The sequence below is a fragment of the Brenneria uluponensis genome (genome assembly GCF_032395385.1).
GTDB lineage: Bacteria > Pseudomonadota > Gammaproteobacteria > Enterobacterales > Enterobacteriaceae > Prodigiosinella > Prodigiosinella aquatilis.
In genome coordinates, this window is sequence record NZ_CP135917.1 from 1,604,786 (window position 1) to 1,630,736 (window position 25,951).

General features: G+C 49.0%; 20 protein-coding genes, 1 tRNA gene and 2 pseudogenes. 14 read left to right on the top strand and 9 right to left on the bottom strand.

The genetic code is table 11. The features are described from left to right. Nucleotides 1-43: 43 nt before the first annotated feature. The 7 genes from RS889_RS07500 to RS889_RS07530 all read left to right on the top strand — a co-directional run bounded on the left by RS889_RS07500 (nucleotide 44) and on the right by RS889_RS07530 (nucleotide 6,721). Nucleotides 44-1,066, top strand: coding sequence for an ABC transporter substrate-binding protein (locus RS889_RS07500; protein WP_425475143.1), 1,023 nt, complete (start codon nucleotides 44-46; stop codon nucleotides 1,064-1,066). Next, on the top strand, nucleotides 1,063-2,079 hold the full coding sequence (locus RS889_RS07505) for a FecCD family ABC transporter permease (protein ID WP_315710067.1): 1,017 nt from the start codon (nucleotides 1,063-1,065) through the stop codon (nucleotides 2,077-2,079). Before RS889_RS07500 ends, RS889_RS07505 begins: the two co-directional genes overlap by 4 nt. After that, a complete protein-coding gene (locus RS889_RS07510) occupies nucleotides 2,076-2,843 on the top strand; it encodes an ABC transporter ATP-binding protein (RefSeq protein WP_315710069.1) in 768 nt (255 codons plus the stop codon). The genes RS889_RS07505 and RS889_RS07510 overlap by 4 nt, the downstream gene beginning before the upstream one ends. Next, complete coding sequence (locus RS889_RS07515; protein WP_315710070.1) at nucleotides 2,843-3,577, top strand: molybdate ABC transporter substrate-binding protein; 735 nt, start codon at nucleotides 2,843-2,845, stop codon at nucleotides 3,575-3,577. Before RS889_RS07510 ends, RS889_RS07515 begins: the two co-directional genes overlap by 1 nt. A gap of 108 nt (nucleotides 3,578-3,685) precedes the next feature. Continuing rightward, nucleotides 3,686-5,065, top strand: a complete 1,380-nt coding sequence (gene dbpA, locus RS889_RS07520) for an ATP-dependent RNA helicase DbpA (protein WP_315710071.1) — start codon at nucleotides 3,686-3,688, stop codon at nucleotides 5,063-5,065. Between the two features lie 215 nt (nucleotides 5,066-5,280). Then, on the top strand, nucleotides 5,281-5,847 hold the full coding sequence (locus RS889_RS07525) for an RBBP9/YdeN family alpha/beta hydrolase (protein ID WP_315710950.1): 567 nt from the start codon (nucleotides 5,281-5,283) through the stop codon (nucleotides 5,845-5,847). A 127-nt stretch (nucleotides 5,848-5,974) separates the two neighbouring features. After that, entirely contained in the window at nucleotides 5,975-6,721 is a 747-nt protein-coding gene (locus RS889_RS07530; protein WP_315710073.1) for an SDR family oxidoreductase, read from the top strand. Between the two features lie 91 nt (nucleotides 6,722-6,812). Here the strand turns inward: RS889_RS07530 and RS889_RS07535 are convergent, their stop codons facing one another. Further along, nucleotides 6,813-7,628, bottom strand: coding sequence for a 5'-nucleotidase, lipoprotein e(P4) family (locus RS889_RS07535; RefSeq protein ID WP_315710074.1), 816 nt, complete (start codon nucleotides 7,626-7,628; stop codon nucleotides 6,813-6,815). Nucleotides 7,629-7,891: 263 nt separating this feature from the next. Between RS889_RS07535 and RS889_RS07540 the strand changes: the two genes are divergently transcribed. Continuing rightward, complete coding sequence (locus RS889_RS07540; RefSeq protein ID WP_315710075.1) at nucleotides 7,892-9,169, top strand: O-acetylhomoserine aminocarboxypropyltransferase/cysteine synthase family protein; 1,278 nt, start codon at nucleotides 7,892-7,894, stop codon at nucleotides 9,167-9,169. A 484-nt stretch (nucleotides 9,170-9,653) separates the two neighbouring features. Here RS889_RS07540 and RS889_RS07545 read toward each other — a convergent pair. The 6 genes and pseudogenes from RS889_RS07545 to RS889_RS07565 all read right to left on the bottom strand — a co-directional run bounded on the left by RS889_RS07545 (nucleotide 9,654) and on the right by RS889_RS07565 (nucleotide 15,356). Continuing rightward, a pseudogene (locus tag RS889_RS07545) lies at nucleotides 9,654-10,856 on the bottom strand (IS256 family transposase). A 74-nt stretch (nucleotides 10,857-10,930) separates the two neighbouring features. Further along, nucleotides 10,931-12,454 carry a group II intron reverse transcriptase/maturase gene (gene ltrA, locus RS889_RS07550; protein ID WP_315707905.1) on the bottom strand — a complete coding sequence of 508 codons (1,524 nt, stop codon included), beginning with the start codon at nucleotides 12,452-12,454 and terminating at the stop codon, nucleotides 10,931-10,933. A 642-nt stretch (nucleotides 12,455-13,096) separates the two neighbouring features. Next, nucleotides 13,097-13,546 carry an NUDIX hydrolase gene (locus tag RS889_RS07555; protein ID WP_315710077.1) on the bottom strand — a complete coding sequence of 150 codons (450 nt, stop codon included), beginning with the start codon at nucleotides 13,544-13,546 and terminating at the stop codon, nucleotides 13,097-13,099. Further along, nucleotides 13,543-13,725 (bottom strand): DegT/DnrJ/EryC1/StrS family aminotransferase, encoded by a 183-nt coding sequence (locus tag RS889_RS23770; RefSeq protein ID WP_425475117.1) that lies wholly within the window; start codon nucleotides 13,723-13,725, stop codon nucleotides 13,543-13,545. Before RS889_RS23770 ends, RS889_RS07555 begins: the two co-directional genes overlap by 4 nt. 612 nt (nucleotides 13,726-14,337) lie before the next feature. Beyond that, nucleotides 14,338-15,117 (bottom strand): annotated as a pseudogene (locus RS889_RS07560) (tyrosine-type recombinase/integrase); the annotation flags it as partial. Between the two features lie 164 nt (nucleotides 15,118-15,281). After that, nucleotides 15,282-15,356: transfer RNA gene (locus RS889_RS07565), tRNA-Arg, on the bottom strand. A gap of 911 nt (nucleotides 15,357-16,267) precedes the next feature. Here RS889_RS07565 and mlaA point away from each other — a divergent pair. After that, nucleotides 16,268-17,029, top strand: coding sequence for a phospholipid-binding lipoprotein MlaA (gene mlaA, locus RS889_RS07570; protein ID WP_315710078.1), 762 nt, complete (start codon nucleotides 16,268-16,270; stop codon nucleotides 17,027-17,029). Between the two features lie 209 nt (nucleotides 17,030-17,238). On the opposite strand, the gene fadL is transcribed toward mlaA, so the two are convergent. Continuing rightward, nucleotides 17,239-18,495, bottom strand: a complete 1,257-nt coding sequence (gene fadL, locus RS889_RS07575) for a long-chain fatty acid transporter FadL (RefSeq protein ID WP_315710079.1) — start codon at nucleotides 18,493-18,495, stop codon at nucleotides 17,239-17,241. A 391-nt stretch (nucleotides 18,496-18,886) separates the two neighbouring features. Here fadL and RS889_RS07580 point away from each other — a divergent pair, with 391 nt between their 5' ends. The 4 genes from RS889_RS07580 (at nucleotide 18,887) to sixA (ending at nucleotide 24,260) form a co-directional block, all read left to right on the top strand. Beyond that, nucleotides 18,887-19,183, top strand: coding sequence for a YfcZ/YiiS family protein (locus RS889_RS07580; RefSeq protein WP_315710080.1), 297 nt, complete (start codon nucleotides 18,887-18,889; stop codon nucleotides 19,181-19,183). Nucleotides 19,184-19,396: 213 nt separating this feature from the next. Next, nucleotides 19,397-20,710 (top strand): acetyl-CoA C-acyltransferase FadI, encoded by a 1,314-nt coding sequence (fadI, locus tag RS889_RS07585; RefSeq protein WP_315710081.1) that lies wholly within the window; start codon nucleotides 19,397-19,399, stop codon nucleotides 20,708-20,710. Further along, nucleotides 20,707-22,911, top strand: a complete 2,205-nt coding sequence (gene fadJ / locus RS889_RS07590; RefSeq protein ID WP_315710083.1) for a fatty acid oxidation complex subunit alpha FadJ — start codon at nucleotides 20,707-20,709, stop codon at nucleotides 22,909-22,911. Before fadI ends, fadJ begins: the two co-directional genes overlap by 4 nt. An 860-nt stretch (nucleotides 22,912-23,771) precedes the next feature. Continuing rightward, the gene (gene sixA, locus RS889_RS07595; protein ID WP_021016687.1) at nucleotides 23,772-24,260 is read left to right on the top strand and encodes a phosphohistidine phosphatase SixA; all 489 of its coding nucleotides are present in this window, start codon (nucleotides 23,772-23,774) and stop codon (nucleotides 24,258-24,260) included. A 34-nt stretch (nucleotides 24,261-24,294) separates the two neighbouring features. On the opposite strand, the gene smrB is transcribed toward sixA, so the two are convergent. Next, a complete protein-coding gene (gene smrB, locus RS889_RS07600) occupies nucleotides 24,295-24,837 on the bottom strand; it encodes an endonuclease SmrB (RefSeq protein ID WP_037381893.1) in 543 nt (180 codons plus the stop codon). Nucleotides 24,838-25,007: 170 nt separating this feature from the next. Between smrB and prmB the strand changes: the two genes are divergently transcribed. Next, a complete protein-coding gene (prmB, locus tag RS889_RS07605; protein ID WP_315710084.1) occupies nucleotides 25,008-25,940 on the top strand; it encodes a 50S ribosomal protein L3 N(5)-glutamine methyltransferase in 933 nt (310 codons plus the stop codon). Nucleotides 25,941-25,951: the final 11 nt, after the last annotated feature.

Here is a 25,951-nt window from a genome sequence, read left to right on the forward strand (position 1 = left end):
GATGCAAAAACAATGGCGGTCATTACTGATTATTGCGCTTTTCATGATTTCGACATCGGGGTGGGCAACGCGTCAGGTTACTGATCAACTAGGACGTCGAGTCACCATACCGGACCAGGTAACCCGAGTGGTCGTCTTGCAGCACCAAACGCTGAATCTGCTGGTGCAACTGGATGCACAGGACACGCTGGTCGGCGTCTTGTCCAGTTGGAAAAAACAGTTGGGTGAAGGTTATTTACGCTTGGCACCCCGCCTGGCAACGCTGCCAATGCCGGGTGACTTGACGCAGGTTAACATTGAAAGCTTGCTTAAACTGGCTCCGCAGGTGGTGTTTGTCGCTAACTATGCGCCGCCCGAGATGCTGTCGCAGATTGAACATGCAGGCATTCCGGTGATTGCGGTTTCGTTGCGTCAGGATAAAGCCAGTGAGGCGGATAAGATGAATCCGGCGATGGATGATGAAAATGTGGCTTATAACGAGGGACTGAAAGCCGGTATTCGTCTGATTGGCAACGTAGTAAATCGCCAGTCACAGGCAGATGCGCTGATTGCTTACACGTTTAAACAGCGCCGTATCGTGGCGGCGCGTTTAAACGATATTCCGCTGAACAAACGGGTGCGTGTTTATATTGCGAATCCTGATCTCACGACCTACGGATCAGGTAAATATACCGGGCTGATGATGTCCCATGCCGGGGCTATCAATGTTGCTGCCGCTTCGGTGAAAGGATTTCGGCAGGTATCGATTGAGAGCGTACTGCAATGGAATCCACAGGTCATTTTAGTGCAGAACCGTTACCCGGATGTGGTGGGACAAATCATGCATGATCCGGCATGGCAGTCGATTGATGCGGTGAAACATCACCGGGTATATCTGATGCCTGAATATGCCAAAGCCTGGGGCTATCCAATGCCGGAAGCACTGGCGATTGGTGAATTATGGTTGGCAAAGCAGCTTTATCCGGCGCGTTTTAAGGATATCAATATGCAGCGTGCCGCCAATGACTACTATCGGCGCTTTTATCGTACGGATTACCAACCCGCTGTTCTCGCTACAGTAAAATGATGAGGGGCAGTTACCGAATCACGTTGTTGTTGATTGTACTCATGACGTTACTGATCGCCGTGGGATCGCTCGCGGTGGGTCAGTTTGAGCTGCCTATCGAGCGTATTGTGTCGATTCTGATTTCACCGTTTACTGGCGTAGATTCGACTCTCACTGAGGTGGAAAGGCAGGTGGTGTGGGATGTCCGGCTACCGCGCGTATTGTTGGCATTGTGCGCCGGTAGTGGGCTGGCGCTATGTGGTGCCGCATTACAAGGGGTGTTTCGTAACCCGCTGGTTGATCCACACATTATTGGCGTGTCGGCTGGTTCCGCTTTCGGTGGCACATTGGCTATCCTGTTTGGCTGGCCGCCTTTGTTGTTACTACTGTCCACGTTTACCGCCGGCATGGTAGCCCTGCTGTTGGTGTTTATGATCGCGTCACTGCTGGGCAGGCAACAGATTCTGGTATTAATTCTGGCAGGGGTACTGCTCAGCGGTTTTTTCGGCGCGTTAGTCAGTCTGATGCAATATCTGGCGGACACGGAAGAAAAACTACCCAGCATCATATTCTGGTTGTTAGGCAGTTTCGCTACGGCACAATGGGATAAAGTGATGATGCTGGCCGCATCGTTGACGGTGGCCGGTGGACTTTTACTGCGATTACGCTGGCGCATCAATGTGCTTTCCATGGGAGAACAGGATGCCACCACGTTGGGTATTCCCGTTCCGCTGTTACGTTGGTTGATCCTGACGCTCTGCGCGCTGATTGTCGCCGCACAGGTTGCGGTAAGCGGCTGTATTGGTTGGGTGGGCCTGGTGGTTCCTCATCTCGCGCGCTTGTGGGTCGGTCCGGATCATCGTCGTCTGTTGCCTGTATCGATGTGGTTGGGCGGCGGTTTTATGGTGTTGGTTGACGATGTGGCCCGCAGCCTGACGACGGCGGAGTTACCACTTAGTATCATTACGGCATTGTTGGGCGCACCGATAGTCGTGCTGTTGCTGTGCCGTAACCGAAGGGAGAATCGACTGTGACTGCCCCGATGTTGACAACAGAAAATCTGGGGTGTGGTTATTCTGCCAGGCAAGCGCTGTTTGCTCCGTTGAATCTCCACATTCAGGCTGGTGAGATTACCGCCATACTGGGGGGCAATGGACGAGGGAAAACCACGCTGATGCATACGCTGCTTGGGTATTTATCACCGTTAGCTGGCCGTGTGACACGTTATGGCAGTATCGGGTTTGTGCCACAGCGCTTTGCGCCATCTTTTGCCTACAGTGTGCTGGATATTGTACTGATGGGACGGGCAAGTAAGATTGGCTGGTTATCCATGCCTTCAGCGCAGGATATCGCACTGGCTAACGCAGCATTATCTCAACTGGATCTGATGGGTCTGGCGGATCGACCATTCAACACGCTATCCGGCGGGCAGCAACAGCAGGTATTGATTGCCCGGGCGCTGACCACGGAGTGCCAGATCCTGATGTTGGATGAACCTACGGCGGCACTGGATTTACAGCATCAGGCCAGCGTGTTGCAACTGCTGCGACGGCTGGCAAAGGAGCAGGGGATTAGCGTGGTGTTTTCCACCCACGATCCCGCGCAGGCGATGATGATCGCGCAGCGCTCACTATTGCTGATGAATGACGGTGAATGTCTACACGGGCTAAATGGTGACGTTCTGACGGAAGACAATCTGACCCGGTTGTATGGCATCCCGGTCAAAATGCTGACTGTTGCGTTCGCTCAACAGCATTATCGTACCTTGATCCCTCTGTTTACGGCGATGGAGTCCTGATGAATCGGGCATTACGTGTCTTTGCCGCAGGAAGTCTGAGACAACCTTTCAGCGTGCTGCTGAAAACATTCACACAACGCTATGGTGTGGAAACAGAACCCACGTTTGGCCCTGCGGGGTTGTTGTGCCAACAACTGATGAGCGGGGGTGTCGCCGATTTGTTTGCCTCCGCTGACTGTGGGCATCCGTTACGCTTACAGTCGCAGGGAATGACCGGGAAAACGGCTCGTTTTGCGACCAATCAGCTGTGCATAGTGATGCGCAATGATCCCGCATTGACCGGACAAGACTGGTTGTCAACGTTGCTTGATTCGCGCTTCACACTATCAACTTCTACACCGGGTAGTGATCCTGGTGGCGATTATGCACATCAGTTTTTTGATCGGATCGAGTGTTTGCATCCCGGTAAAGGAAACCTGCTGCGCAGCAGGGCGAAACCTTTACTGGGTGCGGGACTCACGTCATTGCTTCCGGCGGGGACGATAGCTAGCGCTAACCTGATCCTTACCGGACAGAGTGATATCCATATCGGTTATGCCAACTACATTCCACAGATGCGACGTTATCCCGAACTGCACATTGTTAAACTGGCAGCACCTTATGCCGTTACGGCAGAATATATGTTGGCAACGCTCAAACCTGAGCAGCCAGAAGCGGTATTACTGGCGCGTTACCTGCTGTCTGAAACGGCACAGTGCTGTCTGGCCGAATATGGTTTCGGAACGATGATGTAACGAACGGTGTTATTTTGCCGCACGGTCAGGAGAGCGATTCTGGTATGATGTCTGTCGTTTTACGCTGGCGATGGGCTGGCGTCGCCTTCGCTAACGGGAGCACTTACCTTGATTTCCACCGATTTTTCTTCTCTCCCACTTCCAGCGTCGCAATTATCCAATTTGCAGGAACTGGGGTATGCCGCGATGACACCCGTGCAAGCGGCTGCGTTACCCGCCATTCTGCGCGGTGAAGATGTGCGGGCCAAAGCCAAAACCGGCAGTGGTAAAACGGCCGCTTTTGGTATTGGTCTACTAAACACCATCGAGACAAGTTCATTTACCACTCAGTCGTTGGTGTTATGCCCCACGCGAGAGTTGGCCGATCAGGTAAGCAAAGAGCTGCGTCGACTGGCGCGGTTTACCCAAAATATTAAAATCCTGACCCTGTGTGGTGGGCAGCCGATGGGGCCACAACTAGATTCGCTGGTTCATGCGCCTCACATCGTGGTGGGAACACCAGGTCGGGTTCAGGAGCATCTGCGCAAAGGGTCATTGTCTTTGGCCGCGATGAAAATTCTGGTACTGGATGAAGCCGATCGTATGCTGGATATGGGGTTTACCGAGGCGATTGATAATGTGATCAGCCATACGCCATCTCAGCGACAGACGCTGTTGTTTTCCGCTACGTATCCGGCGGAAATTGCGCGTATCAGCGCCCGGGTACAGCGTCAGCCAGTCAGTATCGAAGTTGATGAAGAACACGATGAGACCGCTATTGAGCAGCATTTTTACGAAACATCCCGTGAACGTCGGCTTCCGCTGCTGGTTGCACTATTGAGCCAGCATCAGCCGGCCTCCTGCGTGGTGTTTTGCAATACCAAACGTGAGTGCCAGAGCGTGTTCGACGCGCTGGCCGCACAGGATATCAGTGTGCTGGCACTGCATGGCGATATGGAGCAGCGGGATCGCGATCAGGTGTTGGTCCGTTTTTCCAATCACAGCTGTCGTGTGCTGGTGGCAACTGATGTGGCCGCACGAGGGCTGGATATCAAGCAACTGGAACTGGTGGTGAATTTCGAACTGGCGTTTGATCCTGAAGTGCATGTCCATCGTATCGGACGTACCGGGCGGGCGGGTATGCAAGGGTTGGCGATCAGTCTGTGTACGCCGGAGGAGATGAATCGTGTTCATCTGCTGGAAGATTATCTCGGTATTACCGTGAACTGGCGCCAGGCAGCATCGGTAGGTGGTGGCATGGTGGCGCTGGAGCCGGAAATGGTCACGCTGTGCATTGACGGAGGGCGTAAGGCTAAAATCCGTCCGGGTGATATTCTTGGTGCCCTGACAGGGGACGCTGGCTTAACCGCGGCGGAGGTGGGTAAAATCGACCTGTTCCCGGTTCATGCTTACGTGGCTATTCGTAAAAGTAGTGCCAAGCGTGCTTTGCAACAGCTTCAACAAGGGAAAATCAAAGGGAAAAGCTGCAAAGTTCGGTTGTTACACTAAAGCTGGTATCTGCTTGTATAACCCCGATACAAATCGATGATCACGTGGTAGGCTGGTAACTTATATCTGGAACAATGTTGCTACCGGATGTTAACAAAATGGAGTCGGCACAAGAGGATGAGGCCCGTTCGACGGTGATGCCGTGTGGCCAAGTGAGTCAAGCTGTTATGCCCGCTCCATTGATACAGTTAATCAACAGGGAGAAACTGAGCCTGATGCAGAAAACAGAAGTGGACCTGCGGCTGGCGGAAATTGACCAACGCTTAACGATGATATTGGTGCCGGGATTACGTGACAGTGATGACGAACACTGGCAAAGCTGTTGGGAACAACGATTCCCTTTCTGGCAGCGTATTCGTCAGAAAGAGTGGTATCAGGCAGATCTTGATCGTTGGGTGTTGGCGATTCGCCGTGAGCTGTCGGCCTGTACCCAGCCGGCGATTTTAGTCGGTCACAGCTTTGGGGCACTGGCTTCCTGCTATGTCGTGCAGCAGAAAATGGAAGGCATTGTCGGGGTGATGTTGGTAGCACCTGCGGAACCTATGCGTTTTGAAATTGAAGATCGTATTCATCCAGATTTGCTAACAGTGCCCAGTTTGGCATTTGCCAGCCACAATGATCCGTTAATGACGTTTTCCCGCGCAAAATACTGGGCGAAGGCCTGGGGTAGTGAACTGGTGGATGTTGGCGAAGGGGGACATATTAACGCGGAGTCCGGTTTCGGTCCGTGGGAATATGGGCTGCAACGTCTGGCTGAATTTGCTGAAAAAATCGCACCTTGATCACATTGTCTGGGGAGACGTTCCGCGTCTCCTGTGACTGTCTCCTTTTCTATCCCGGCGTGACCCCCTCCTTTTAAACTGGCTTACTTATCGCCGTATCTTCTCTGATATTCAAGGTCGGAAAATAATGGATAAAATTACCCTGATTACCGGGGGATCTCGTGGTATCGGTCGCGCAACAGCACTCTATCTCGCTGACAAAGGGCATAAAATCTGTATTGGTTACCATACTCGTAAAGACAGCGCTCAAGAGGTTATTGCGGCTATTTGTCATAAAGGTGGTAAGGCTATCGCCGTTCAGGCTGACATCGCAGATGAAGAACAGGTGCTGGAACTGTTCCGACAAACCGACAAAGATCTGGGGTGCCTGTCTGGTTTGGTGAACAATGCCGGGATCCTTAAACCACAGGCAACCATTGAGCAGGTGAATGCTGATCGTCTGAACGCGATATTTGCCACCAATGTGGTGGGGAGTTTTCTCTGTGCACGTGAAGCGGTCAAACGTATGGCCTTCAGACATGGCGGGCAGGGCGGTGCCATTGTCAATGTATCATCTGCCGCATCCCGGCTGGGTTCGCCACATGAATATGTTGATTATGCTGCCTCGAAAGGGGCAATTGATACTCTGACGATCGGCTTGTCGCAGGAAGTTGCCGGGCAAGGAATACGGGTTAATGCCATTCGTCCTGGATTCATTTATACCGAAATGCATGCTGATGGTGGAGAAGCCACTCGCGTCGATAGGATAAAAGATAATCTACCGATGAAACGCGGCGGCCAGCCTGTCGAGGTCGCACAAGCGATAGCCTGGTTGCTGTCTGATGAGGCTTCTTATGTTACTGGGAGTTTTATCGATCTGGCGGGTGGGAAATAGGCATCGCGCTAAATGGTGTCCCGCAGTAAACCAGCTAGATAAACGGTAATATAAAAAGGCCGTAGGTAACATACGGCCTTTTTGATTATATTTACTGCCCTGACCAGGACTGAATGGATCTATCCCGAACCTGTAGTTTTTGTGCCGGGGTGAGTGTGTTATAGCCCTTACTCATACCGCTTTCCCAGTCACCATACAAGGGATTGGGTAACACAATAAACTGTGTACCAAATTTAGTCTGGTTATGACGGACAAATTCACGTCGCTCCGCATTTTCCTTATGGTAAGTGGTGGCGCCAAAATCATTCAGATTATCGCCGATATATAGCACGATATCGTTTCCGGCTGACTTGACGGCGTTAAAGCGTTCCTGCTTGTTCGAATTCCCGGTATTTAGCAATACAGTTTGCGCTGATACACCGGGGAAACCCAACTTAATCATGTTATCGCGGGTATCATTAAATTCTGATTGTTGACGGTTTGAGATATAAACCATCTTCCCGCCGTGGCTGTTAACATAATTGGCGAACTGCACCGCGCCTGGAATAGCTGATGCCTGTTTGGCTTGAATCCATTTTGCCCAGCTTTTACTATCAAAAGGTTGGTCATGTTTGACTTGCCAGCCGCTATAAAGACTGTTATCCAGCATGGTTTCATCAAGGTCAACTACGACAACCTTTTTCTTGCCTGGCGCGGCGGATGCATTATCAAAAGCACTCCGTGCGGTGTTAAATGCTTGATAGCATAATGCCTGATATTCGCCTGATTCCTGGAACCAGTTAAGCGCCAGCACGCTCTGATTGGATAATGTGGCCTGTGCTTGTGCTTCCTGGTGCGCTTGTTGTGCACAGCCAGTTAAGGCCAGCAATACGACCAGTGTCCCTGCCTTGAAGGTCAAATTTCTCATTGTCTCTCCTGTATGTATTTTGCCGGATAAAAAATAAAACTCATCAAATCGGTACGACTATAGGCTGTAAAGCTATTCATGCCAGTTTTACTCACCTTACTCAGTTCAGATGACGAGAAAATTTTATTTATGAACACATCGGTTTTCGCCGAGAATTACCACGGTATATATAATGTAATGCTTTTTATTTATAACGAATTTTATAGATAACATCGTATTCTACGGATGAATTGCCTACTGACATCACACATAGAGACTACTTTATGAAACTGGAATCGCTGGCTTTACACCACGGCTATGTATCAGAAGCGACCACGAAATCGGCCGCTGTACCTATCTATCAGACAACCTCTTACACCTTTGATGATACTCAACACGGCGCTGATCTTTTCGATCTAAAAGTGGCAGGCAACATCTACAGTCGCATTATGAATCCAACGACTGACGTGCTTGAACAGAGGCTCGCCGCCATTGAAGGCGGTGTCGGTGCTTTGGCGGTTGCTTCTGGTATGGCTGCCATCGCCTATTCCATACAGGCATTGACTGAAGTCGGCGATAATATCGTCAGTACCAGCCAGCTCTATGGCGGTACTTATAACTTCTTTGCACACACGCTACCTCGTCAGGGCGTTGAAGTCCGTATGGCTAACTTTGATGATTTTGACGGGCTTGAATCGCTTATCGACGATCGCACGAAAGCACTGTTTTGTGAATCTATAGGCAACCCAGCAGGTAACATTGTCGATATTGCCCGTCTTGCACAAATTGCTCACCGGCATGGTATCCCCGTGATCGTGGATAATACGGTGGCAACGCCTGTATTGTGCCGGCCTTTCGAACACGGTGCCGATATCGTGGTTCATTCACTGACTAAGTATATTGGCGGACATGGTACGACTATTGGCGGAATAATTATCGATTCAGGAAAGTTCGATTGGGTTGCCAATAAGTCTCGCTTTCGTTTATTGAGCGAACCCGATCCTTCTTATCATGGCGTGATTTATACCGAAACGTTTGGTCCTGCGGCTTATATAGGCCGTTGCCGTGTCGTACCGCTGCGTAGCACTGGTGCTGCACTCTCGCCGCATAGCGCCTTTTTATTGCTTCAAGGGCTTGAAACATTAAGTCTTCGCATGGAGAAGCATTGTAGCAATGCACAGGCGTTAGCCGCTTTTCTTCAGAATCATCCTTTGGTTAACTGGGTTAACTACGCCGCGCTTCCTGGCAGTCCTTATAAGTCGAACTGTGAAAAAATAACGTCTGGCAAGGCTTCAGGGATTGTGAGTTTTGGAATAAAAGGGGGCAAAGATGCCGGTGGACATTTCATCGACGCATTAAAAATGATCTTACGACTGGTTAATATCGGTGATACCAAGTCTTTGGCTTGTCATCCTGCCAGTACAACCCACCGACAGCTTAACCCGGATGAGTTGGCTCGCGCCGGTGTGAGTGAGGACCTGGTCAGGATTTCTGTCGGTATTGAGAGTGTTGAAGACATCATTGATGACATTTCACAGGCCCTGGACGCTTCTCAAAAATAATACCTTTGGCTCTCCTGATAATGACCACATTTCATGTCGAAAGACGGAATTAAAGGAGAGCTAATATGGACATCCCCGCGACAAAACGATGTATTCATAAGCAGGATTTCTTCGTCATCTGAATGGGGAAAATCGCTATGATCTGAAGGGTAGTGAAGCTCATAAATCGCGTTTCATCGACAATCAAATCAGTCAGCAGTGAAAAACTGATCAACGGAAGATACTAAGGCGATAAAGTCCTGGCAGGACACCATAGCAGTATGGGAAGCCCGCAGGCAAACCGGAAAAGAGAGATATACGGGACCGGAATATGGCTCAGGTAAGTCTTGGAGAAAAAATCTGACGCCATATACAGCAATAAGGACAAAGAAGACACTATTACGGCATTCTTTCACGACGAAAAGCGGGCCGAAGCCCGCTCAAAAACACCGACATGTTTCGTTTCTGACGAGAGCGTTCAGAATTCTGTGTCACGTTAAAAACTCTATAGCGTTATCACACTATTCAGTCGCCCTTCAAAATAAATGGCTAACTGCGACAATGTCAAATTCCAGCTCTGGATCGGCATTGTCTATTTCTCCTGTGCATTCATCAGTCCCAGATAAAGCAGTTTCAACAGGCTGTTTTCATTCGGAAAAGCGCCTTTGGTTTTGGTCAGTTTCCTGAACTGACGGTGCACCGATTCTATCGCGTTGGTTGTGTAGATCACTTTGCGTATGTTAGCCGGGTAGCGGAAGTACGCTGACAGGTTTTCCCACTTGCGCCGCCATGACTGGAGCACCACCGGATATTGCTGACCCCATTTGGCCTCCAGCTCATCCAGTGCCGTTTCTGCGGCTTCTTTTGACACTGCACGATACACCGGCTTCAGGTCGGACATGAAGGCTTTATGGTGCTTTGAGGCCACGTATTTAATCGAGTTGCGTATCTGGTGAATAACGCACAACTGCACCTCTGTCTGCGGATAAATGCTGTTTATCGCCTCCGGGAACCCAGTCAGCCCGTCCACGCAGGCTATCAGGATGTCTTCAACGCCACGGTTTTGCAGATCGCTTAATACAGATAGCCAGAAGTTTGCCCCTTCGCTTTCCGACAGATACAGACCCAGAACTTCTTTTTTGCCTTCCAGATTCAGCGCCAGCACAGTGTAAACGGCTTTGCTCTGGTAACGGCCATCCTCGCGGATTTTATAGTGAATGGCGTCCAGCCAGACGAAAGGATAAACTTTCTCCAGCGGGCGCTGTTGCCACTGTTTTAACTCAGGAATGACTTTATCGGTGACGGCACTGATGGTGGCGGTAGACACGCTGAATGCGTATAAATCTTCAATCTCCCGGCTGATATCCTGGTAACTCATCCCCAGCGCAAACAGACGAATGATTTTGCGCTCGATCTCATCGGACAGTGTGGTCTGATGCTTTTTCACCAGTTGAGGCTCAAAAGTGCCATTACGATCGCGCGGAGTCGTCAGTTCGAAGCTGCCGGTCGGGGCTTTAATGGTTTTTTTACCAGAGCCGTTTTTACGGTTGGCTTCCACATCTGAAGCCAAATGGGAGTCAAGTTCCGCAGACAGGGCTGCTTCAGTTAACTGTTTGATTAACGGGGTTAAGATGCCATCTTTGCCGGTCAGTGACTGACCGGACTGTAGCGCTTTCAGGGCTTTGTCGAAATCAAAGGGTTGGGACATTTGTCATTCCTTTTTGATGATATATTACTGGAATGAGTCGGATAAGAGAGCCGCATTTCTGCGACTCCCTCTCCTCAGAACCGTGCGTGCAAGTTTTCCTGCACACGGCTCAAGCCCTCCATAAGGCCAGAGATACCTGACCCAGCAACCCACTGTTGTGAAGGATATTTCCGCATTCGCTCTTTAAAGTAATCAAGGTATTCCACATCGTAAGGATTGGCGGCTGAACGGATTTGTCTGTGACGTCGTATTGGCGTTGCCGAAGCTTGTTTCAGGCTGATGGTCCTGATTTCGCCACTTTTCACCCGATAGACCGCGTGAAATATCCAGCGTCGCAATCCTCTGCTGCCATAATACTTTCGGCAGAGCCAGCCGGCCGATTTCCTGCTATGTTTTCGCCTTATCATCCGATAGAGCGCCCGAAAAATGACGGCGTCAATTTTACTGAAGACGGCTTTTGCCACCACGTGTCGATAATAGTTTACCCAACCCATCAGTTTGCGGTTGAGAAGGCCTAGTAACGTTGCAGTGGGTAAAGCTATGCCTGCTTTGATCTCTTTTCGAATAATATCAAGGAAAGATTTGATGCTGCTTTTTGCAGGTTTAATCAGCAATTTGTTTCCATACTTGCGAACATTAAACCCCAGAAAATCAAATCCCTGCGAGATTGAAACGATCGAAGTCTTTTCTTCAGATAACGTTAACCCTCTTTCCTGCAGGAATACCGTTACTGCCGGTTTGATCATGTTTTCCAGCTGTTCTTTTGAACTTCCGGTTATCACAAAATCATCGGCGTACCTGACCATATGAACTTTATCAGCGGGTCTCGTGATGCTTTTCAGCATTGATTCCATGCCGTCCAGAACGCCATTAGCCAGACAAGGGGAAATTATTCCACCCTGCGGCGTCCCTGCAGCGGTTGAGAAAAGCTGCCCTTTCTCCACAAACCCTGCCTTCAGCCACTGCGCGAGTACTCTGCGCTCGACGCGGAGATGTTGTATCATCCAGTCATGGCTGATGTTATCAAAACAGCCTTTAATATCCCCTTCGAGGATCCATTGCGCTGATGACCTCTGAGCCAGCACCACAAAACACCGTTCTATTGCATCTGCGGCTGAGCGTTTTGGCCGAAAACCATACGAGTGATGATCAGCTGTAGTCTCTGCCACGGGTTCTGTTGCCAATAGAAAAAGTGCCTGCATGGCACGATCATGCATCGTTGGGATCCCTAACGGCCTTGTTTTGCCATTCTTTTTGGGAATATGGATACGTCTTAGAGGCTGAGCCTGATAACCCCGGCAGGTCAGCGCTTGAGCCGCTTGCCATTTTTGCTGCGGATTTACCCATAATGCGCCATCAATACCTGGAGTATTACGCCCCCGGTTCGATGTGACGCGTTTCACTGCCAACAACTTCGCCTGATGAGACCGGGTAAGAAGTCGTTGGAGCACACACACTTTATTCCAGCGCTGTGCTTTGGTTGCCTTGGCGATACGCATCTGTGATCGAAATACATCATCCTCCACCTGTTGCCAGTCGATCGATGACCACATGGACGATGCTGAAGGTGCACCGCATTGGCTTGTGGCCTGCGTCATTTGCGTTCCCTCATAACGTCGATATTCCCGATTTTCTCGCCAGAGAAGACCCACTGGACGTCAGCCCCCTTTCGGGTCGGTTAAAAAAAAAAAACCGTATATCGGTCATTACAACCGATCATTCGCTTCTTCCAGCGTCCCGTTCCCGCACAACCATGGCTTGCTCTCACGAGTTCGCTACCTTACGGAGTTGTACGGGATTACCACGTTCCGTTCCTGTGACTCAAGAGGTTAGGTCCCCCGTTAACACCGGCGATACACCACTCACGATGTCCCATCTGTGAGAGAACATACCTGATCGCGTGCCTTTTTGGCTGAAGCCTGACAGCCGCTTTGGCTTCTTAAGTATTACGGTGCTTATCGGGGTTTGCTTATGCTGACCATACCCTTATCCCTGGCGCCTTCACCGCCTGCGGCTGGCAGTTTCAGATTGAACCTCACGGTCCGCTCTTACAGATAATCCGTGGCTACGTTGTCCCCGGCGCTTTGCACATTGAAATTACTCTCAACGCACAGCCGGGTAGGGAACTGCTGGTGAGACAGCAGGTTTCTTCGCACTGATTACTACATACTGGCTGAAACAATCGCAGGAACAGCCTCGTGTCGCACCACGGAATTTCTAACACTCCCTTTCTGACGGGCTCATTTTGACCGTTCCAGATAATGACCTATATACACCCGGTATTCGTCATTCATGTTTTCCGGCAAATTGTCAGGAGAGAAAAAAGCGAGATCCAAACCCTCCTCAGGATCATTGACCATCTCTCCTGACCAGTCACAGGCCCAAAAAAGAGATGTAATTACGTTGATTTCATCTTGGTTGCAGAGCGTGAAAGTGTATTCCGGCCCAGAGAATACACCCAACAAGGCCAGTTGCCGGACGTCCAGGTTGGTTTCCTCTTTGACCTCCCGTACCGCTGTTTCTTCCAGGGACTCTCCCGGCTCCAGAAGTCCTCCAGGAAGCCCCCATGTACCATCCCGGCGCAGTTGCAGAAGGATCCGTTGGTGGGAGTCTGTAAGAATCACGTTAGCGCCGGCCAGCAGAAGTAAACGGTGACCAATCAGGCTTCGCATCTGTTGAACATAGCTCATTTCTCATTCCCTGCTGGCAAGTTTTCGTGACAGCGATGGTGGATTTCAATAATAACTTTACAGATTTTTTCGGCGTCCCGAGATGACAGGCCTGGGTACAGAGGCAGGCATAAAATCCCGGCCATGATCCGTTCGGTATGGGGCAGTGAACCGGTGGAATATTCCCTGAATGCTTTCATCAGATGAAGTGCGGGGGAAAGTCTTTTCGCGTGGGGATCTCTTCCTTCTGCATGTTGGCAGCCAGTTCATCCCTATCACACCCAAAAAGGTCTCTGTCAATCACCAGGGAGATATCCTTGAACGTTGTCCTGGCATATTCAGGTATTGTCTGGAGCTCAATGCCAGGAATATGACGGAGCATATTCCTGTAAATTTCAGCCGCGAGCAAATTTTACGAAAAGAAACCCGATAGCTTCGCTGGTCTGTTACAGCTCCCTGGATATTTATCTTAACAGCAGGAATAGCCTCACTGATCTTTTCACCGAGCACTCCCAGCGTCATATTCTGATGATTGTCACCAATATTAAATATTTCACCGGCTATTGATATTTTATCCGCGTGTTGGATCAGGCACAACGCCGAGGCTACAGCTTGAGGCAAATATAAATCGCCTGACTCCGACACTTGCCGACAGCTCTGCAAGTCGTGATGTCGCCTCCATTAACTTAATAAAACTTAAAGTTTATTTATACAACGATTATTTTTTGTATTTATTAAATAAAATATAAAGGAATATTCATATTATTATAATAGTTATGTGATTGAAAAAGAGGACAGGCTCACGTTCTATCAGGGATAGTCCATAGTGCATTTTTGAAATCCACCGCTGACCAGCCTGCAAACCTTAATTCGCTCGAACGCACAAATGTCAGGAGTGTAAGCTGGACTGAAATTTGTGTGATGCCTTTTCCTTTATAAGCTTCAAGGTGGTGCATAAGTTCTGGCAGACTTTCCAGAGAAAGGGTGGGGATATGGACACTCTTAGTGGAGATCACCGCACCAGCGAGATCATAGGCAGGATGTTGTCCAATCAATGCATTGTGAACTGCATATCTCATTATCGCAGTTATTCGTTGTTGCAAACGCAAAGCGAGTTCAGTGTAACCTGTTGCTTCTGCTTTTTTCAGTGGAACCAGTAAATCACAGGTTTTTAGTTCTGAAACATTACGTTTGCCGATTACAGTAAACACATGGGTAATAAGGCTGTTCAATACAGTAGTTCTATGGCTGTCAGAACCAGGTTCTGTTACTGGAATGCGAGTCTCTTGCCACTTTCTCAAAAGTCAGTAGCCCCTTGCTTCGATTTTGTAAGCTTTGCGTTTTTCACTGGGGTCAATATTTTTTGCAACGAGTTGTCGGGTTTCGTCTCTTCTGCGTCTGGCTTCTGGTAACCTCACCTCAGGATAAACACCGAGTGCGAGAATTTTCTGTTTGCCACCGAAGCGATACTGGAAACGCCAGTATTTAGAATTGTTCATTGTGATCAAAAGGTGCATATCATCACCGTCTGTCATTTTGACAGGCTTCTCAGCAGCCTTTTCATTTCTTACTTTTAACTCAGTGAGCGCCATAGTAAAAACCTTCTGATGATGGTATCTGCAAACATACCAACATATGTATCAAACAGTGTGGATTTTCCGAGCCGACTAGAGACGGAAGGAGACTATAAGACAAGGGTAACTGGCTGAAAGTAATGGGGTAAGTGAGTTTTTATATACTTTTGGAGGTTAACATATGGTGTCCCCAGCAGGAATCGAACCTGCAACTAGCCCTTAGGAGGGGCTTGTTATATCCGTTTAACTATGGGGACGTTAAGGGGGGTCATTATACTCAATTCTGCCTTGATCATAAGCACTTATCGGCTCGATTGCTCAATCCGCCACCACTCGGCCGTGATTATTTTTCTCTTATAGGATTTTTCTTCGCTTTTGGCGGTGGTGTCGTTATCTGAGTGTCCATGGTTGCCAACATCCAGTGCCTCTGCATCCGTAAACCTCGCTGCCTGATACGCCAATATGAGACGTAACCCTTTGGCAGTGGACAATAGTCACCTGTGGTATTATTACTGTCACAAAAAGTGGTGATAAACTTTCGATATGGAAGCACTGCACCTAATTTGTATCTATGCTAATCAGTAGGTTGAGTCTTGTGGTAGCGCCAGACATGGTCTGGATGGTGCTTACCACCTCGTCGCGGAATAATTCGGCAACAAAATTCAAAAGTGAGAAAATATGAAAGTGACCAGATGCATGTCTAACGCCGCTGCGGGAATGACCATGAAGGTATCGTCCAGCGTTTAATGGTGGAAACTGTTTATCACTTTTATGGTCTGCTTGAGGGTTGCTGAGCTTCGTCTATTTACTGCACAAATATTACTGAGCCGCGGCTTAACTGTCTGATTAGTGCACCATGCTGAGAAAAATGTAGCGGGAACATGCATGCCAATCACTCAATTGTGAAGAAATCGCACATTTGGCGCTAGCGCTACACAATTGGTTACAGCAGGATCCTCATACTGAAATAATGGGCCTTTGGACCTGATTTTCACCGCCGCTGAAGTGAGATCAAGTATCTGCAATTGTAGGCAAAGTAGATGCGGTGAAATAAAATGTTACACTGTTAGAAAGGCTATCACTTTATTTTCTTAATTCATTTTTAACTGAGAAAGTAAATACACATTTCTGCCAAATGGCTACACGAAAATGATCAGGGAGAACTATTATGAATTTCCGCCTGAGTGGAGTGATATTGACGAGTTTATTGCTCGTCGGATGCGCCAGTTCCAAGGAGTCTGCTCCACCACAGCGTTCAGACCCTTTTGAGGGCTTTAACCGTTCTATGTTCAACTTTAACTATTATGTCCTGGATCCCTATCTGGTTCGTCCTGCCGCTGTCGTCTGGCGTGATTATCTGCCGCAGCCTGCGCGTAATGGACTTGATAACTTTTTCACCAACCTGGCTGAGCCAGCTGCCATGATTAACTATTTTATCGAAGGCAATCCTTATAGAGCAATGGTGCATTTTAACCGTTTCTTTCTTAACACTTTGCTGGGAATGGGCGGTTTTATTGATGTGGCGTCTATGGCGAATCCTAAACTGGCGAAGGACGAACCACTCCGTTTCGGCAGTACGCTCGGGTATTATGACGTGGGTTATGGCCCTTACATTGTTTTGCCGGGTTATGGTAGTGCGACAATCCGTGAAGATGGTGGCGATGTAGTGGATACGCTTTATCCGCCATTGAGCTATCTAACCTTTTGGATGTCGGCCGGGAAGTGGGTGCTGGAAGGATTGGAAAGTCGGGCCCAGTTGCTGGATTCCGATGGCTTGCTGCGTAATTCGTCAGATCCTTATTTGGTGGTTCGCGATGCATACTTCCAACATAATAATTTCCTGGCTAATGATGGCAAGTTCACGCCACAGGTGAATCCCAATGCGAAATCAATTGAAAGTAGCTTGAGTGAGATAGATTCAGGCAAATAACTATGCCAGTTTGTTCTCCAGAGAGTCCCAGCCGGGACCGGAGAGGTTGGCAATTATCGAGTCTGAACGGTGCTGTTGCGTGATGCCGTTCACTTGAACCGGAACACCATGTTTGGTTCCCTGTAGATGCCAAACGTGGTCGTTGCCTGGGTATTCCGGTCTCTTGGCTGACGAGAATTGTCTACGCCATGATGAACTAAAGGCAGTGATCAGAATTTGTAGTTGACGTTGACGCCATAAAGCCAGGCTTTACCTTTGGAAGTGAAACTATAGGAAGGTAAAGACGCACTCACTCCCGGCTCCGTTATGCTCACTTTTTGTCCGTGCATGTAAGACACCCCGACGTCGACAGACATATCTTTATTAAACGCATAAGTGGTACCGGCACTCAACCATAAACGATCTTGATCGGGGATGGAGATAGTGCGTTTATCGGAAGGAACCGGACTATCGTCATAGGCAATCCCGGTGCGGAACGTCCAGTTATCGTCAAAGTAATAGGTCGTTCCCAGTGCAATACGGTAGACATCATGGAAACTTTCATCTTTAAGAAACAGCGTTTGTCCATTGCTACCCGTGGCTTTCAGTTGTTGGAAATGACTCCAGCCGGTGTAAGTGAGGCTGTAGTGAACCGCCCATTTCGGGGCTACGCGGTGGTAAGCGGAGACTTCCCACATTTCCGGCAGATTAAGGGTTAATTTCCCAGGTATTGTCGCACCCGCGGTGGAAATGGCGCTGCTGAATTTGCCATCAAAATCAATGTCTACTTTTGATCGATACGTAAAGCCGAAACGATTGTTTTGATCTAACTCGTACAGGATGCCCGCGTTCCAGCCATATCCCCACTCATTGCCTTCAAGTCGGGTGATTTCAGCAGAAGAACTCAGACCAAATGCTGGTCCGATTTCACCTGCATTACGCACGATTTTTGCGTCGGCATAAACGGCGTCGATTCCCAGGCCAAAACTGAAATGTTTATTAAGCCGATAGGCGGCGCTGAGGTTTAGGTTCGACGTCGACAAATCGGTTTTGCCACCGATTGAGCCTGCAGAGTAATTGTCACTGAATTCAGTCGACAAACCATAGTAGGTGACGGCAGAAGCGCCTACGGCCCACTGCTCATTCAACGGCATAATGAAATGGAGATTCGGCACCCAGGCATGTGGGGCAATGTTTTTTGCCCCCGCATCCTGGCCACTGGAACTGGAGCCAGATAGATTGATATCAGGATTAATATAGGTCACGCCACCAGAGAATGCCGGACGATCAAACAACGTCATAGTCGCCGGGTTACGGCTGCCGGACGTTGCGTTATCAGCTACGGCACTTTCGCCAGAGAAAGCGCGTCCGAGACCTGATGATGAATATTCATTGAGTTGAAAACCGGCAGCGGAAGCATTAGTGGATATCATGGTCACAACGGCAGCAAGTGACCATTTTTTTAGCGAACTTTTCTGGTTGTTCATGACCAAAACCTCATCATCTGCTCGTTATTTAACGCTGTTGTACATGTAACAAAGGATGTGCACTTCAGGGAGGGCTACGGGCAAGCAGAGTAGGCCCAGTGACAAAAATATAAAAAACAAAGCTAAGAATATTTTATTAAAATGTTAAAATTGTTAGCAAAATTATGCGTAAAGTGAGTAAAATATAACGAAAATGATAGCTTTCTTTATATTTATTTACATTTTCTTTTTTGGTAAGCCATCCAGAAATGTGATCGGTTTCACTTAATATCCCGGTGACCAGTAAATTCTAGTGATATCTCTCAGTGACGAGTAAAATGAGCTGGAAGATATCATTTTACGATCTAGGTCGTGCCTGCCCGTCAGGTTATTGCCGTAGGAGAGTTTTGCGATGACAAATGTAATAAATAATTGCCATGCCGAAGAAACAGCTGCTTGTTGTTGTGTTGATGTAGGTACGGTGATAGACAACACTGACTGTACGGCCTCTTATAGCCATGTATTTGTTGCTCGTGCTGAAGCAGAATCCATGCAAAAAGCGTTGTCGGATAAAGCGCGGGCGGTAGAATCAGACCCCTGCATCATTAGCAGCACGTTGTCAGATGTGGAAGGCGGGGTAAAACTGGACATGAATTTCATTTTCAGTTGCCAGGCTGAAACGTTGATTTTTCAGTTAGGTCTGCGTTAATTCCTTTCCTGTCAGGGGGATGCTTTCCCCCTTTCTTAACTTCTTTTTAATACCTCATTCCTGATCTTGTTTTTTATTCAGCAAAGCTCGCCATAAAACGTGGATAGCGTCTATTTTTATTACTTATTGGTTTGTTGGTTGTAATAATGTAGCTAACAATGAAATCAAATCATATCAGTCGTACCCCTCTTCTTAATATCAGCAGGAGTATTTATGGGCGAGGTATTACCAATGGTAACCCGTCGGGGCGATCGCATTGCGATTGTCAATGGGTTACGTACCCCGTTTGCCCGTCAGGCAACGGCGTATCGTGGTATACCGGCTTTGGAATTGGGCAAACTGGTAGTCACAGAGCTATTGATACGTAGCGGTATTGACTCGGAACTTGTTGAGCAACTGGTTTTTGGTCAAGTGATTCAGATGCCTGAAGCGCCGAATATTGCACGGGAAATTGTCCTGGGAACAGGCATGAGCGTTCATACCGATGCCTACAGCGTTTCACGTGCCTGTGCTAGCAGTTTTCAGGCGGTAGCCAATGTGGCAGAAAGTATTATGGCCGGTACAATTGAGGTAGGTATTGCGGGAGGTGCGGATTCATCGTCGGTATTACCCATTGGTGTCAGCAAGCGACTGGCTCGTATATTGGTGGATCTCACTAAAGCCCGTAACCTGAGGCAACGACTGGCCTTGTTTGCTCAACTGCGCTTTAACGACCTGTTGCCAGTGTCGCCAGCCATCGCCGAATATTCGACTGGACTACGGATGGGTGATACCGCAGAGCAGATGGCTAAAAGCTATGGAATTACCCGTCAACAGCAGGATGAATTGGCGCATCGCTCACATCGTCTGGCGGCACAGGCATGGCAGCGCGGTGTGCTGCGCGATGAAGTGATGACAGCCTATGTTCCTCCTTATCAACAGGCGGTAGAGGAGGACAATAATGTTCGCCATGACTCCTCTTTGGCGCAGTATGCGCAGTTACGCCCCGCATTTGATCGCCAGCATGGCACTGTCACTGCGGCCAATAGCACACCAATGACAGATGGCGCCGCCGCGGTATTGATGATGAGTGAATCCCGGGCCAATGGGTTGGGATTGACGCCTCTCGGTTATCTTCGCAGTTACGCTTTCATTGGCATTGATGTGCGGCAGGATATGTTACTGGGACCGGCCTACGCCACGCCGCTGGCGCTCGATCGCGCTGGTATCACCCTATCCGATCTGACCTTGATTGATATGCATGAGGCTTTTGCGGCACAAACGTTAGTTAATCTGAACCTGTTCGCCAGCGCCGATTTTGCCCGGCATCAACTGGGGCGCAGTGAGCCGCTGGGAAACGTGGATATGGATAAATTCAATGTGTTGGGGGGATCAATTGCTTATGGGCATCCTTTTGCCGCGACGGGAGCACGTATGATCACACAGACATTACGTGAATTACAGCGCCGTGGCGGTGGCTTGGGGTTAACCACTGCCTGTGCGGCCGGAGGATTGGGGGCCGCAATGATTCTGGAGGTGACAGCATGACGGAACAACCGGCAATTGTCGCGCTGGAGAAGGAGAAATCGGCTTTCTCGCTGACGTTGCGACCCGATAACATTGGTATTATCACAATGGATGTCGCGGGTGAAAAAGTGAATACCCTGAAAGCGCAATTTGCCAGGCAAATCATGGCGGTATTAACCCAGGCGCAACAGCATGCCGCTCTGCGGGGGGTGATTTTTGTGTCAGCCAAAGCGGATTCCTTTATCGTCGGGGCAGATATCACCATGTTGGATAATTGCACTGATGCCAAACAGGCCGAAGCGTTAGCCAGAACAGGGCAGGAGACACTGGCGTATATCGCCGGACTGCCTTTTCCCGTCGTAGCCGCTATTCATGGCGCTTGTCTGGGCGGCGGACTGGAGCTGGCACTGGCATGCGATTATCGGGTTTGTACCACAGAGGATAAAACCGTATTGGGATTGCCGGAAGTTCAGCTAGGTTTGTTACCTGGTTCAGGCGGAACACAGCGTTTACCCCGCTTAATTGGTGTTGATAAAGCGCTGGATCTTATGCTGACAGGAAAGCATGTTCGCAGCCAACAGGCTCTCAGGCTGGGCCTGGTGGATGACGCCGTACCATACAGTATTTTGCTGGAGACGGCCGAGGCGATGATACGACAAGGCAAGAGAACATCATCGCCAGTGAATTGGCGTATCGGTTTTATGCATAGTCGTCTGATCAGATCGTTGTTGTTCAGGGTGGTTAAGCAGAAAACACAGGCCAGGACGCAGGGACATTACCCGGCCACCGGGAAAATTATTCAAGTGGTACGCGATGGTTTGGAAAAGGGTGAAGCGGAAGGATATCTGGCGGAAGCGCGAGCGTTTGGCAAGCTGGTCATGTCACCAGAGTCCATCGCTCTGCGTGGTCTGTTTTTCACCGCTACAGCACTGAAAAAAACGTCGGAAGCCGGTGGTGAAGCGCGGGTGATCCATCGGGTTGCTGTGTTAGGTGGCGGTTTGATGGGGGGAGGTATTGCCAGCGTAACGGCGATTCGAGGCGGGCTGCCGGTAAGAATCAAAGATATCCAGGAAAAAGGGGTAAATCGCGCATTAAAGCACCATTGGCAGAAGCTTGAAAAACAGCTAACCCATCGACGCATAACGCATATCGAGCAGCAACGGCAAATGAGCCTGATGACTGGCAGTACGGATTATCGTGGTTTTGAGCAGATCGATATTGTTATTGAAGCGGTATTTGAGGATTTAGCCCTGAAGCAACAGATGGTGTCAGAGGTTGAGCAATTTGCCTCACCTGATACGATTTTTGCTTCGAATACGTCCTCGTTGCCTATTCATCAGATTGCCGCCAAAGCCAGTCGACCAGCACAGGTTATCGGCCTGCATTATTTCAGCCCGGTGGAGAAAATGCCGCTTGTTGAGGTTATTCCCCACACTGGTACTAGCGCGGAAACTATTGCCACTACGGTGGCATTAGTAAAAAAACAGGGAAAAACGGCTATTGTTGTCGCTGACCGTGCGGGGTTTTACGTTAACCGGATTCTGGCGCCTTACCTTGATGAAGCGGCGCGTTGCCTGCTGGAAGGCGAGCCAGTAGATACTATCGATCAGGCGCTGGTTCGCTTCGGTTTTCCGGTCGGGCCTTTTACGCTGTTGGATGAAGTGGGAATTGACGTTGCGATAAAGATTGCTCCGATCCTGACTCGTGAGCTGGGTGAACGTTTCAGTGTGCCTCCCGCGCTGAAGGTTATTGCCAGCGATGATCGTCAGGGACGGAAAAATGCGCGTGGTTTTTACCGTTATGGTCATCAGCAGCATATCTGGCAACGGTCTAAGAAAGATGTTGATAATACCGTTTATCCGTTGCTCGGTGTTACCCCGAAAGCGCATTTGGATTCGGCATTGATGGCACAGCGTTGTGTGATGCTGTTGCTGAACGAAGCAGCGCGTTGTCTGGATGAAGGCATTATTCGTAGTGCCCGCGAAGGTGATATCGGTGCGGTATTGGGTATTGGTTTTCCACCATTTCTGGGAGGACCATTTCGCTACATCGATCATTTGGGGAGCGATACGGTGGTTAAAACACTGCAAGTATTACAACAACAGTATGGTGATCGTTTTGCGCCTTGTCGTGCTTTGCTTTCCCGGAGTGAAAGCGCGGAACCGTATTTTTATCCTTCAAGGCATTCTGATACGTCCGCCCTGAAATCTGAGGCAGGGTAATTAGCTTTCAGGGATTCACTCGATTGCCTCTTCCCTGCATTTTGAAATCTATTGGGTATATTACGAATGGTGGTCATCTATACCGAATAGATCTTTTTATTAAATAGACTAGAAGCCAATAATTAATTAGCTCATTGCGTTTTAACAGTGATATACCCTATTGGGCTATGACCAAATAAAATATGTTAATGTAAAAACGGCGAATATAGTAAAAAACAGCGCGCATTGAAGCGGAACGTGCATGTAATAAATGGGCTGAATAAGTAGTGAGTTTACTGATATAACAGGGGGTTTTGATTCCCTGGATGTTGGGCATAACCCTAAAATAGGACAGGAGAAAAATACAGTGAGTCTTCATTAATAAATGTAGATGAACAATCCTATTTTTCCAATCGCATGAAATGAAATTGTCATAAATAAGCGTCACGATATATTTAGAATAAAACTGGCATTATTTGTTCTGTATTTATTACTTTATTGGGCTTTTATGCTTAATTTGTCTTGTTATTTGGGTGAAAATAACGGAAAGAAAATAAATAAAGACATTGAAAAGAATATTGTTTTTATAATAACAGTGTCAGCCATCCCGTATGCAAGAGTAATGTGCTGAAAAGGTAGAAAATTACATCCCAATGCGTGATATGACGCTTTTGTCGGATAGTCGAGTGGTATGGCTGGTTGCTATCCAAGGATAAATGGGGTAAAAAAATGCGCTTTGTATTGGTTAAAACTGCTGCAAATATGCATTCAAGTACGCTGTTCCAGTCTGTGATGTAGAGCAACACGAGGGCGCGGCGTTTCAGGTAATCTATGATTGTTATAAATTTTTACCATCATTTTCATCAATATAGCGGTGTAATATGCAAGTTTTGATCATGCGTCATGGTGATGCTGTACCTGACGCAGCCAGTGATGCGCTCAGGCCTCTTAGCGCCCGGGGCTGTAATGAGACACATCAAATGGCTGCCTGGTTGAATAATCAGGCGATTGATATCGATCGAGTCTTGGTCAGCCCTTATCTCCGTGCCCGTCAGACGTTGCAGGCTGTGCGGAGCACACTTCCCCTGCCAGAGGAAGATGAATGTCTGCCGGAATTGACACCAGGTGGTGATGCGAAACTGATAAGCTACTATTTGCAAACACTGGCAAAAGAAGGGACTGGCGGTGTGCTGATCATCTCTCATTTACCGCTTGTTGGCTATCTGGTCGCCTCGTTGTGTCCTGGTGAAACCGCACCGATGTTCGCTACTTCAGCGGTTGCCTGCGTGAACCTGGAAGCGGAGTCCGGTGTCGGCGAGTGTCACTGGCAAGTGAGCCCTTCGCAGTTAACGATTAAAGCCAGTAGTTAGTAAAGCCAGTAGTTAGCCAAGCCACCTGGTCCTATTATTCCACTGTCGGAATATCCATTGCGACAAGTACCAATAACGCGGCGTCGCCGCCGAATTCCCGTGGTGCCTGATGAAACGCCAGCACATCGGGGTGTTGGGCCAACCAGAGTGGCGTCTGCTGTTTTAGAATGTGTTTGCCGTGTCCATGCATGACGCAGGCGCAATACACATGTTCGCGGCGGCAGGCGGCCAATAGCGCCCCAAGTTCCTGTTTTGCTTCCTGCTGCGTCAGCCCATGTAAATCCAGAAAAAGCTCGGGTGAATAGTCGCCACGGCGCAACTTTTTCAGTTCGTAGTGGTTGGTATCAGGACGAATGTAGCGCGTCGGCCCTTCATTATCCAACTGGGGCTGAAATTCGTCAGAGAAATAGAAGCTGGCATCTACCTGTTCCTGTGTCACCCGACGAGGCGCTAATTCCCCAAGTTTACGACGTTCTGGTTTATGAACAAAAGTATCCTGACGTAACCGACGGGCTCCAGCCACAGAGGAGCGAAAAAGCTGTAATTCCTCCTCATTTAGCGTGTATTTTTTTTTCATAACGGTTTCACTTCGCGATAATTTCCTCACAGTGTACATTTTCTTCCTGACGTCACTAAATAAAACTCGGTATTACCGGGCGTTGGACGGTGATATCTGCTGATTTGTCGTAGGCTTCATGGCAAACTAGACGCCGACTTTATATTGAGAGACATCTGCGGAGGGCAGACTTGGACAAAATTTTCGTCGATGAGGCGGTCAACGATCTGCATACCCTTCAGGATATGTTGCGTTGGACCGTGAGCCGGTTTAACGCAGCCCATGTCTATTATGGTCACGGTACTGATAACCCGTGGGATGAAGCGCTGCAACTGGTATTGCCCAGTCTGTTTCTGCCGCTTGATATTCCCGAGGATATGTATCGTGCCCGGTTGACCTCCAGCGAACGCCACCGCATCGTTGAACGGGTGATCCGCCGGGTGAACGAGCGTATTCCGGTAGCCTATCTGACTAATAAGGCCTGGTTCTGCGGACTGGAATTCTATGTGGATGAACGTGTTCTGGTGCCACGTTCCCCGATTGGGGAGTTGATCAACAACGGTTTCCAATCCCTGTTGTCCACATCGCCGCATCATATCCTGGATCTGTGTACTGGCAGCGGTTGTATCGCTATTGCCTGCGCCCAGGCTTTCCCGGAAGCTGAGGTGGATGCGGTGGATATTTCCCTCGATGCGCTAGCGGTAGCCGAGCAGAATATCCAGCAGCACGCTATGGAATATAACGTTACGCCCATCCGTTCTGATCTGTTCCGTGATTTGCCTGCCATTCACTATGATTTGATCGTGACCAATCCCCCGTATGTGGATGAAGAGGATATGGCCGATTTGCCACAGGAGTTCCGTTATGAGCCGGCACTGGGACTGGCGGCGGGTAGCGACGGGCTCAAGCTGGTGCGCCGGATTCTGGCTTGTGCGCCAGATTACCTCAGTGAAGAGGGAGTGCTAATCTGTGAAGTGGGCAACAGCATGGTGCATTTGATGGAGCAGTATCCGGATATTCCATTCACCTGGCTTGAATTTGAACACGGTGGTGACGGCGTCTTTATGCTGACTCGATCACAGTTGGTGGATTGCAAAACGCATTTCAGCATTTACCGCGACTGAATCTGTCCGGT

What these genes read in the sequence shown, in the direction of transcription:
- RS889_RS07500 (WP_425475143.1), top strand. Translation starts at nt 44, where the DNA reads ATGATTTCGACATCGGGGTGGGCAACGCGTCAGGTTACTGATCAACTA.
- RS889_RS07505 (WP_315710067.1), top strand. Translation starts at nt 1,063, where the DNA reads ATGATGAGGGGCAGTTACCGAATCACGTTGTTGTTGATTGTACTCATG.
- RS889_RS07515 (WP_315710070.1), top strand. Translation starts at nt 2,843, where the DNA reads ATGAATCGGGCATTACGTGTCTTTGCCGCAGGAAGTCTGAGACAACCT.
- RS889_RS07525 (WP_315710950.1), top strand. Translation starts at nt 5,281, where the DNA reads ATGCAGAAAACAGAAGTGGACCTGCGGCTGGCGGAAATTGACCAACGC.
- RS889_RS07530 (WP_315710073.1), top strand. Translation starts at nt 5,975, where the DNA reads ATGGATAAAATTACCCTGATTACCGGGGGATCTCGTGGTATCGGTCGC.
- RS889_RS07535 (WP_315710074.1), bottom strand. Translation starts at nt 7,628, where the DNA reads ATGAGAAATTTGACCTTCAAGGCAGGGACACTGGTCGTATTGCTGGCC.
- RS889_RS07540 (WP_315710075.1), top strand. Translation starts at nt 7,892, where the DNA reads ATGAAACTGGAATCGCTGGCTTTACACCACGGCTATGTATCAGAAGCG.
- ltrA (WP_315707905.1), bottom strand. Translation starts at nt 12,454, where the DNA reads ATGACGCAGGCCACAAGCCAATGCGGTGCACCTTCAGCATCGTCCATG.
- RS889_RS07555 (WP_315710077.1), bottom strand. Translation starts at nt 13,546, where the DNA reads ATGAGCTATGTTCAACAGATGCGAAGCCTGATTGGTCACCGTTTACTT.
- RS889_RS23770 (WP_425475117.1), bottom strand. Translation starts at nt 13,725, where the DNA reads ATGAAAGCATTCAGGGAATATTCCACCGGTTCACTGCCCCATACCGAA.
- mlaA (WP_315710078.1), top strand. Translation starts at nt 16,268, where the DNA reads ATGAATTTCCGCCTGAGTGGAGTGATATTGACGAGTTTATTGCTCGTC.
- fadL (WP_315710079.1), bottom strand. Translation starts at nt 18,495, where the DNA reads ATGAACAACCAGAAAAGTTCGCTAAAAAAATGGTCACTTGCTGCCGTT.
- RS889_RS07580 (WP_315710080.1), top strand. Translation starts at nt 18,887, where the DNA reads ATGACAAATGTAATAAATAATTGCCATGCCGAAGAAACAGCTGCTTGT.
- fadI (WP_315710081.1), top strand. Translation starts at nt 19,397, where the DNA reads ATGGGCGAGGTATTACCAATGGTAACCCGTCGGGGCGATCGCATTGCG.
- fadJ (WP_315710083.1), top strand. Translation starts at nt 20,707, where the DNA reads ATGACGGAACAACCGGCAATTGTCGCGCTGGAGAAGGAGAAATCGGCT.
- sixA (WP_021016687.1), top strand. Translation starts at nt 23,772, where the DNA reads ATGCAAGTTTTGATCATGCGTCATGGTGATGCTGTACCTGACGCAGCC.
- smrB (WP_037381893.1), bottom strand. Translation starts at nt 24,837, where the DNA reads ATGAAAAAAAAATACACGCTAAATGAGGAGGAATTACAGCTTTTTCGC.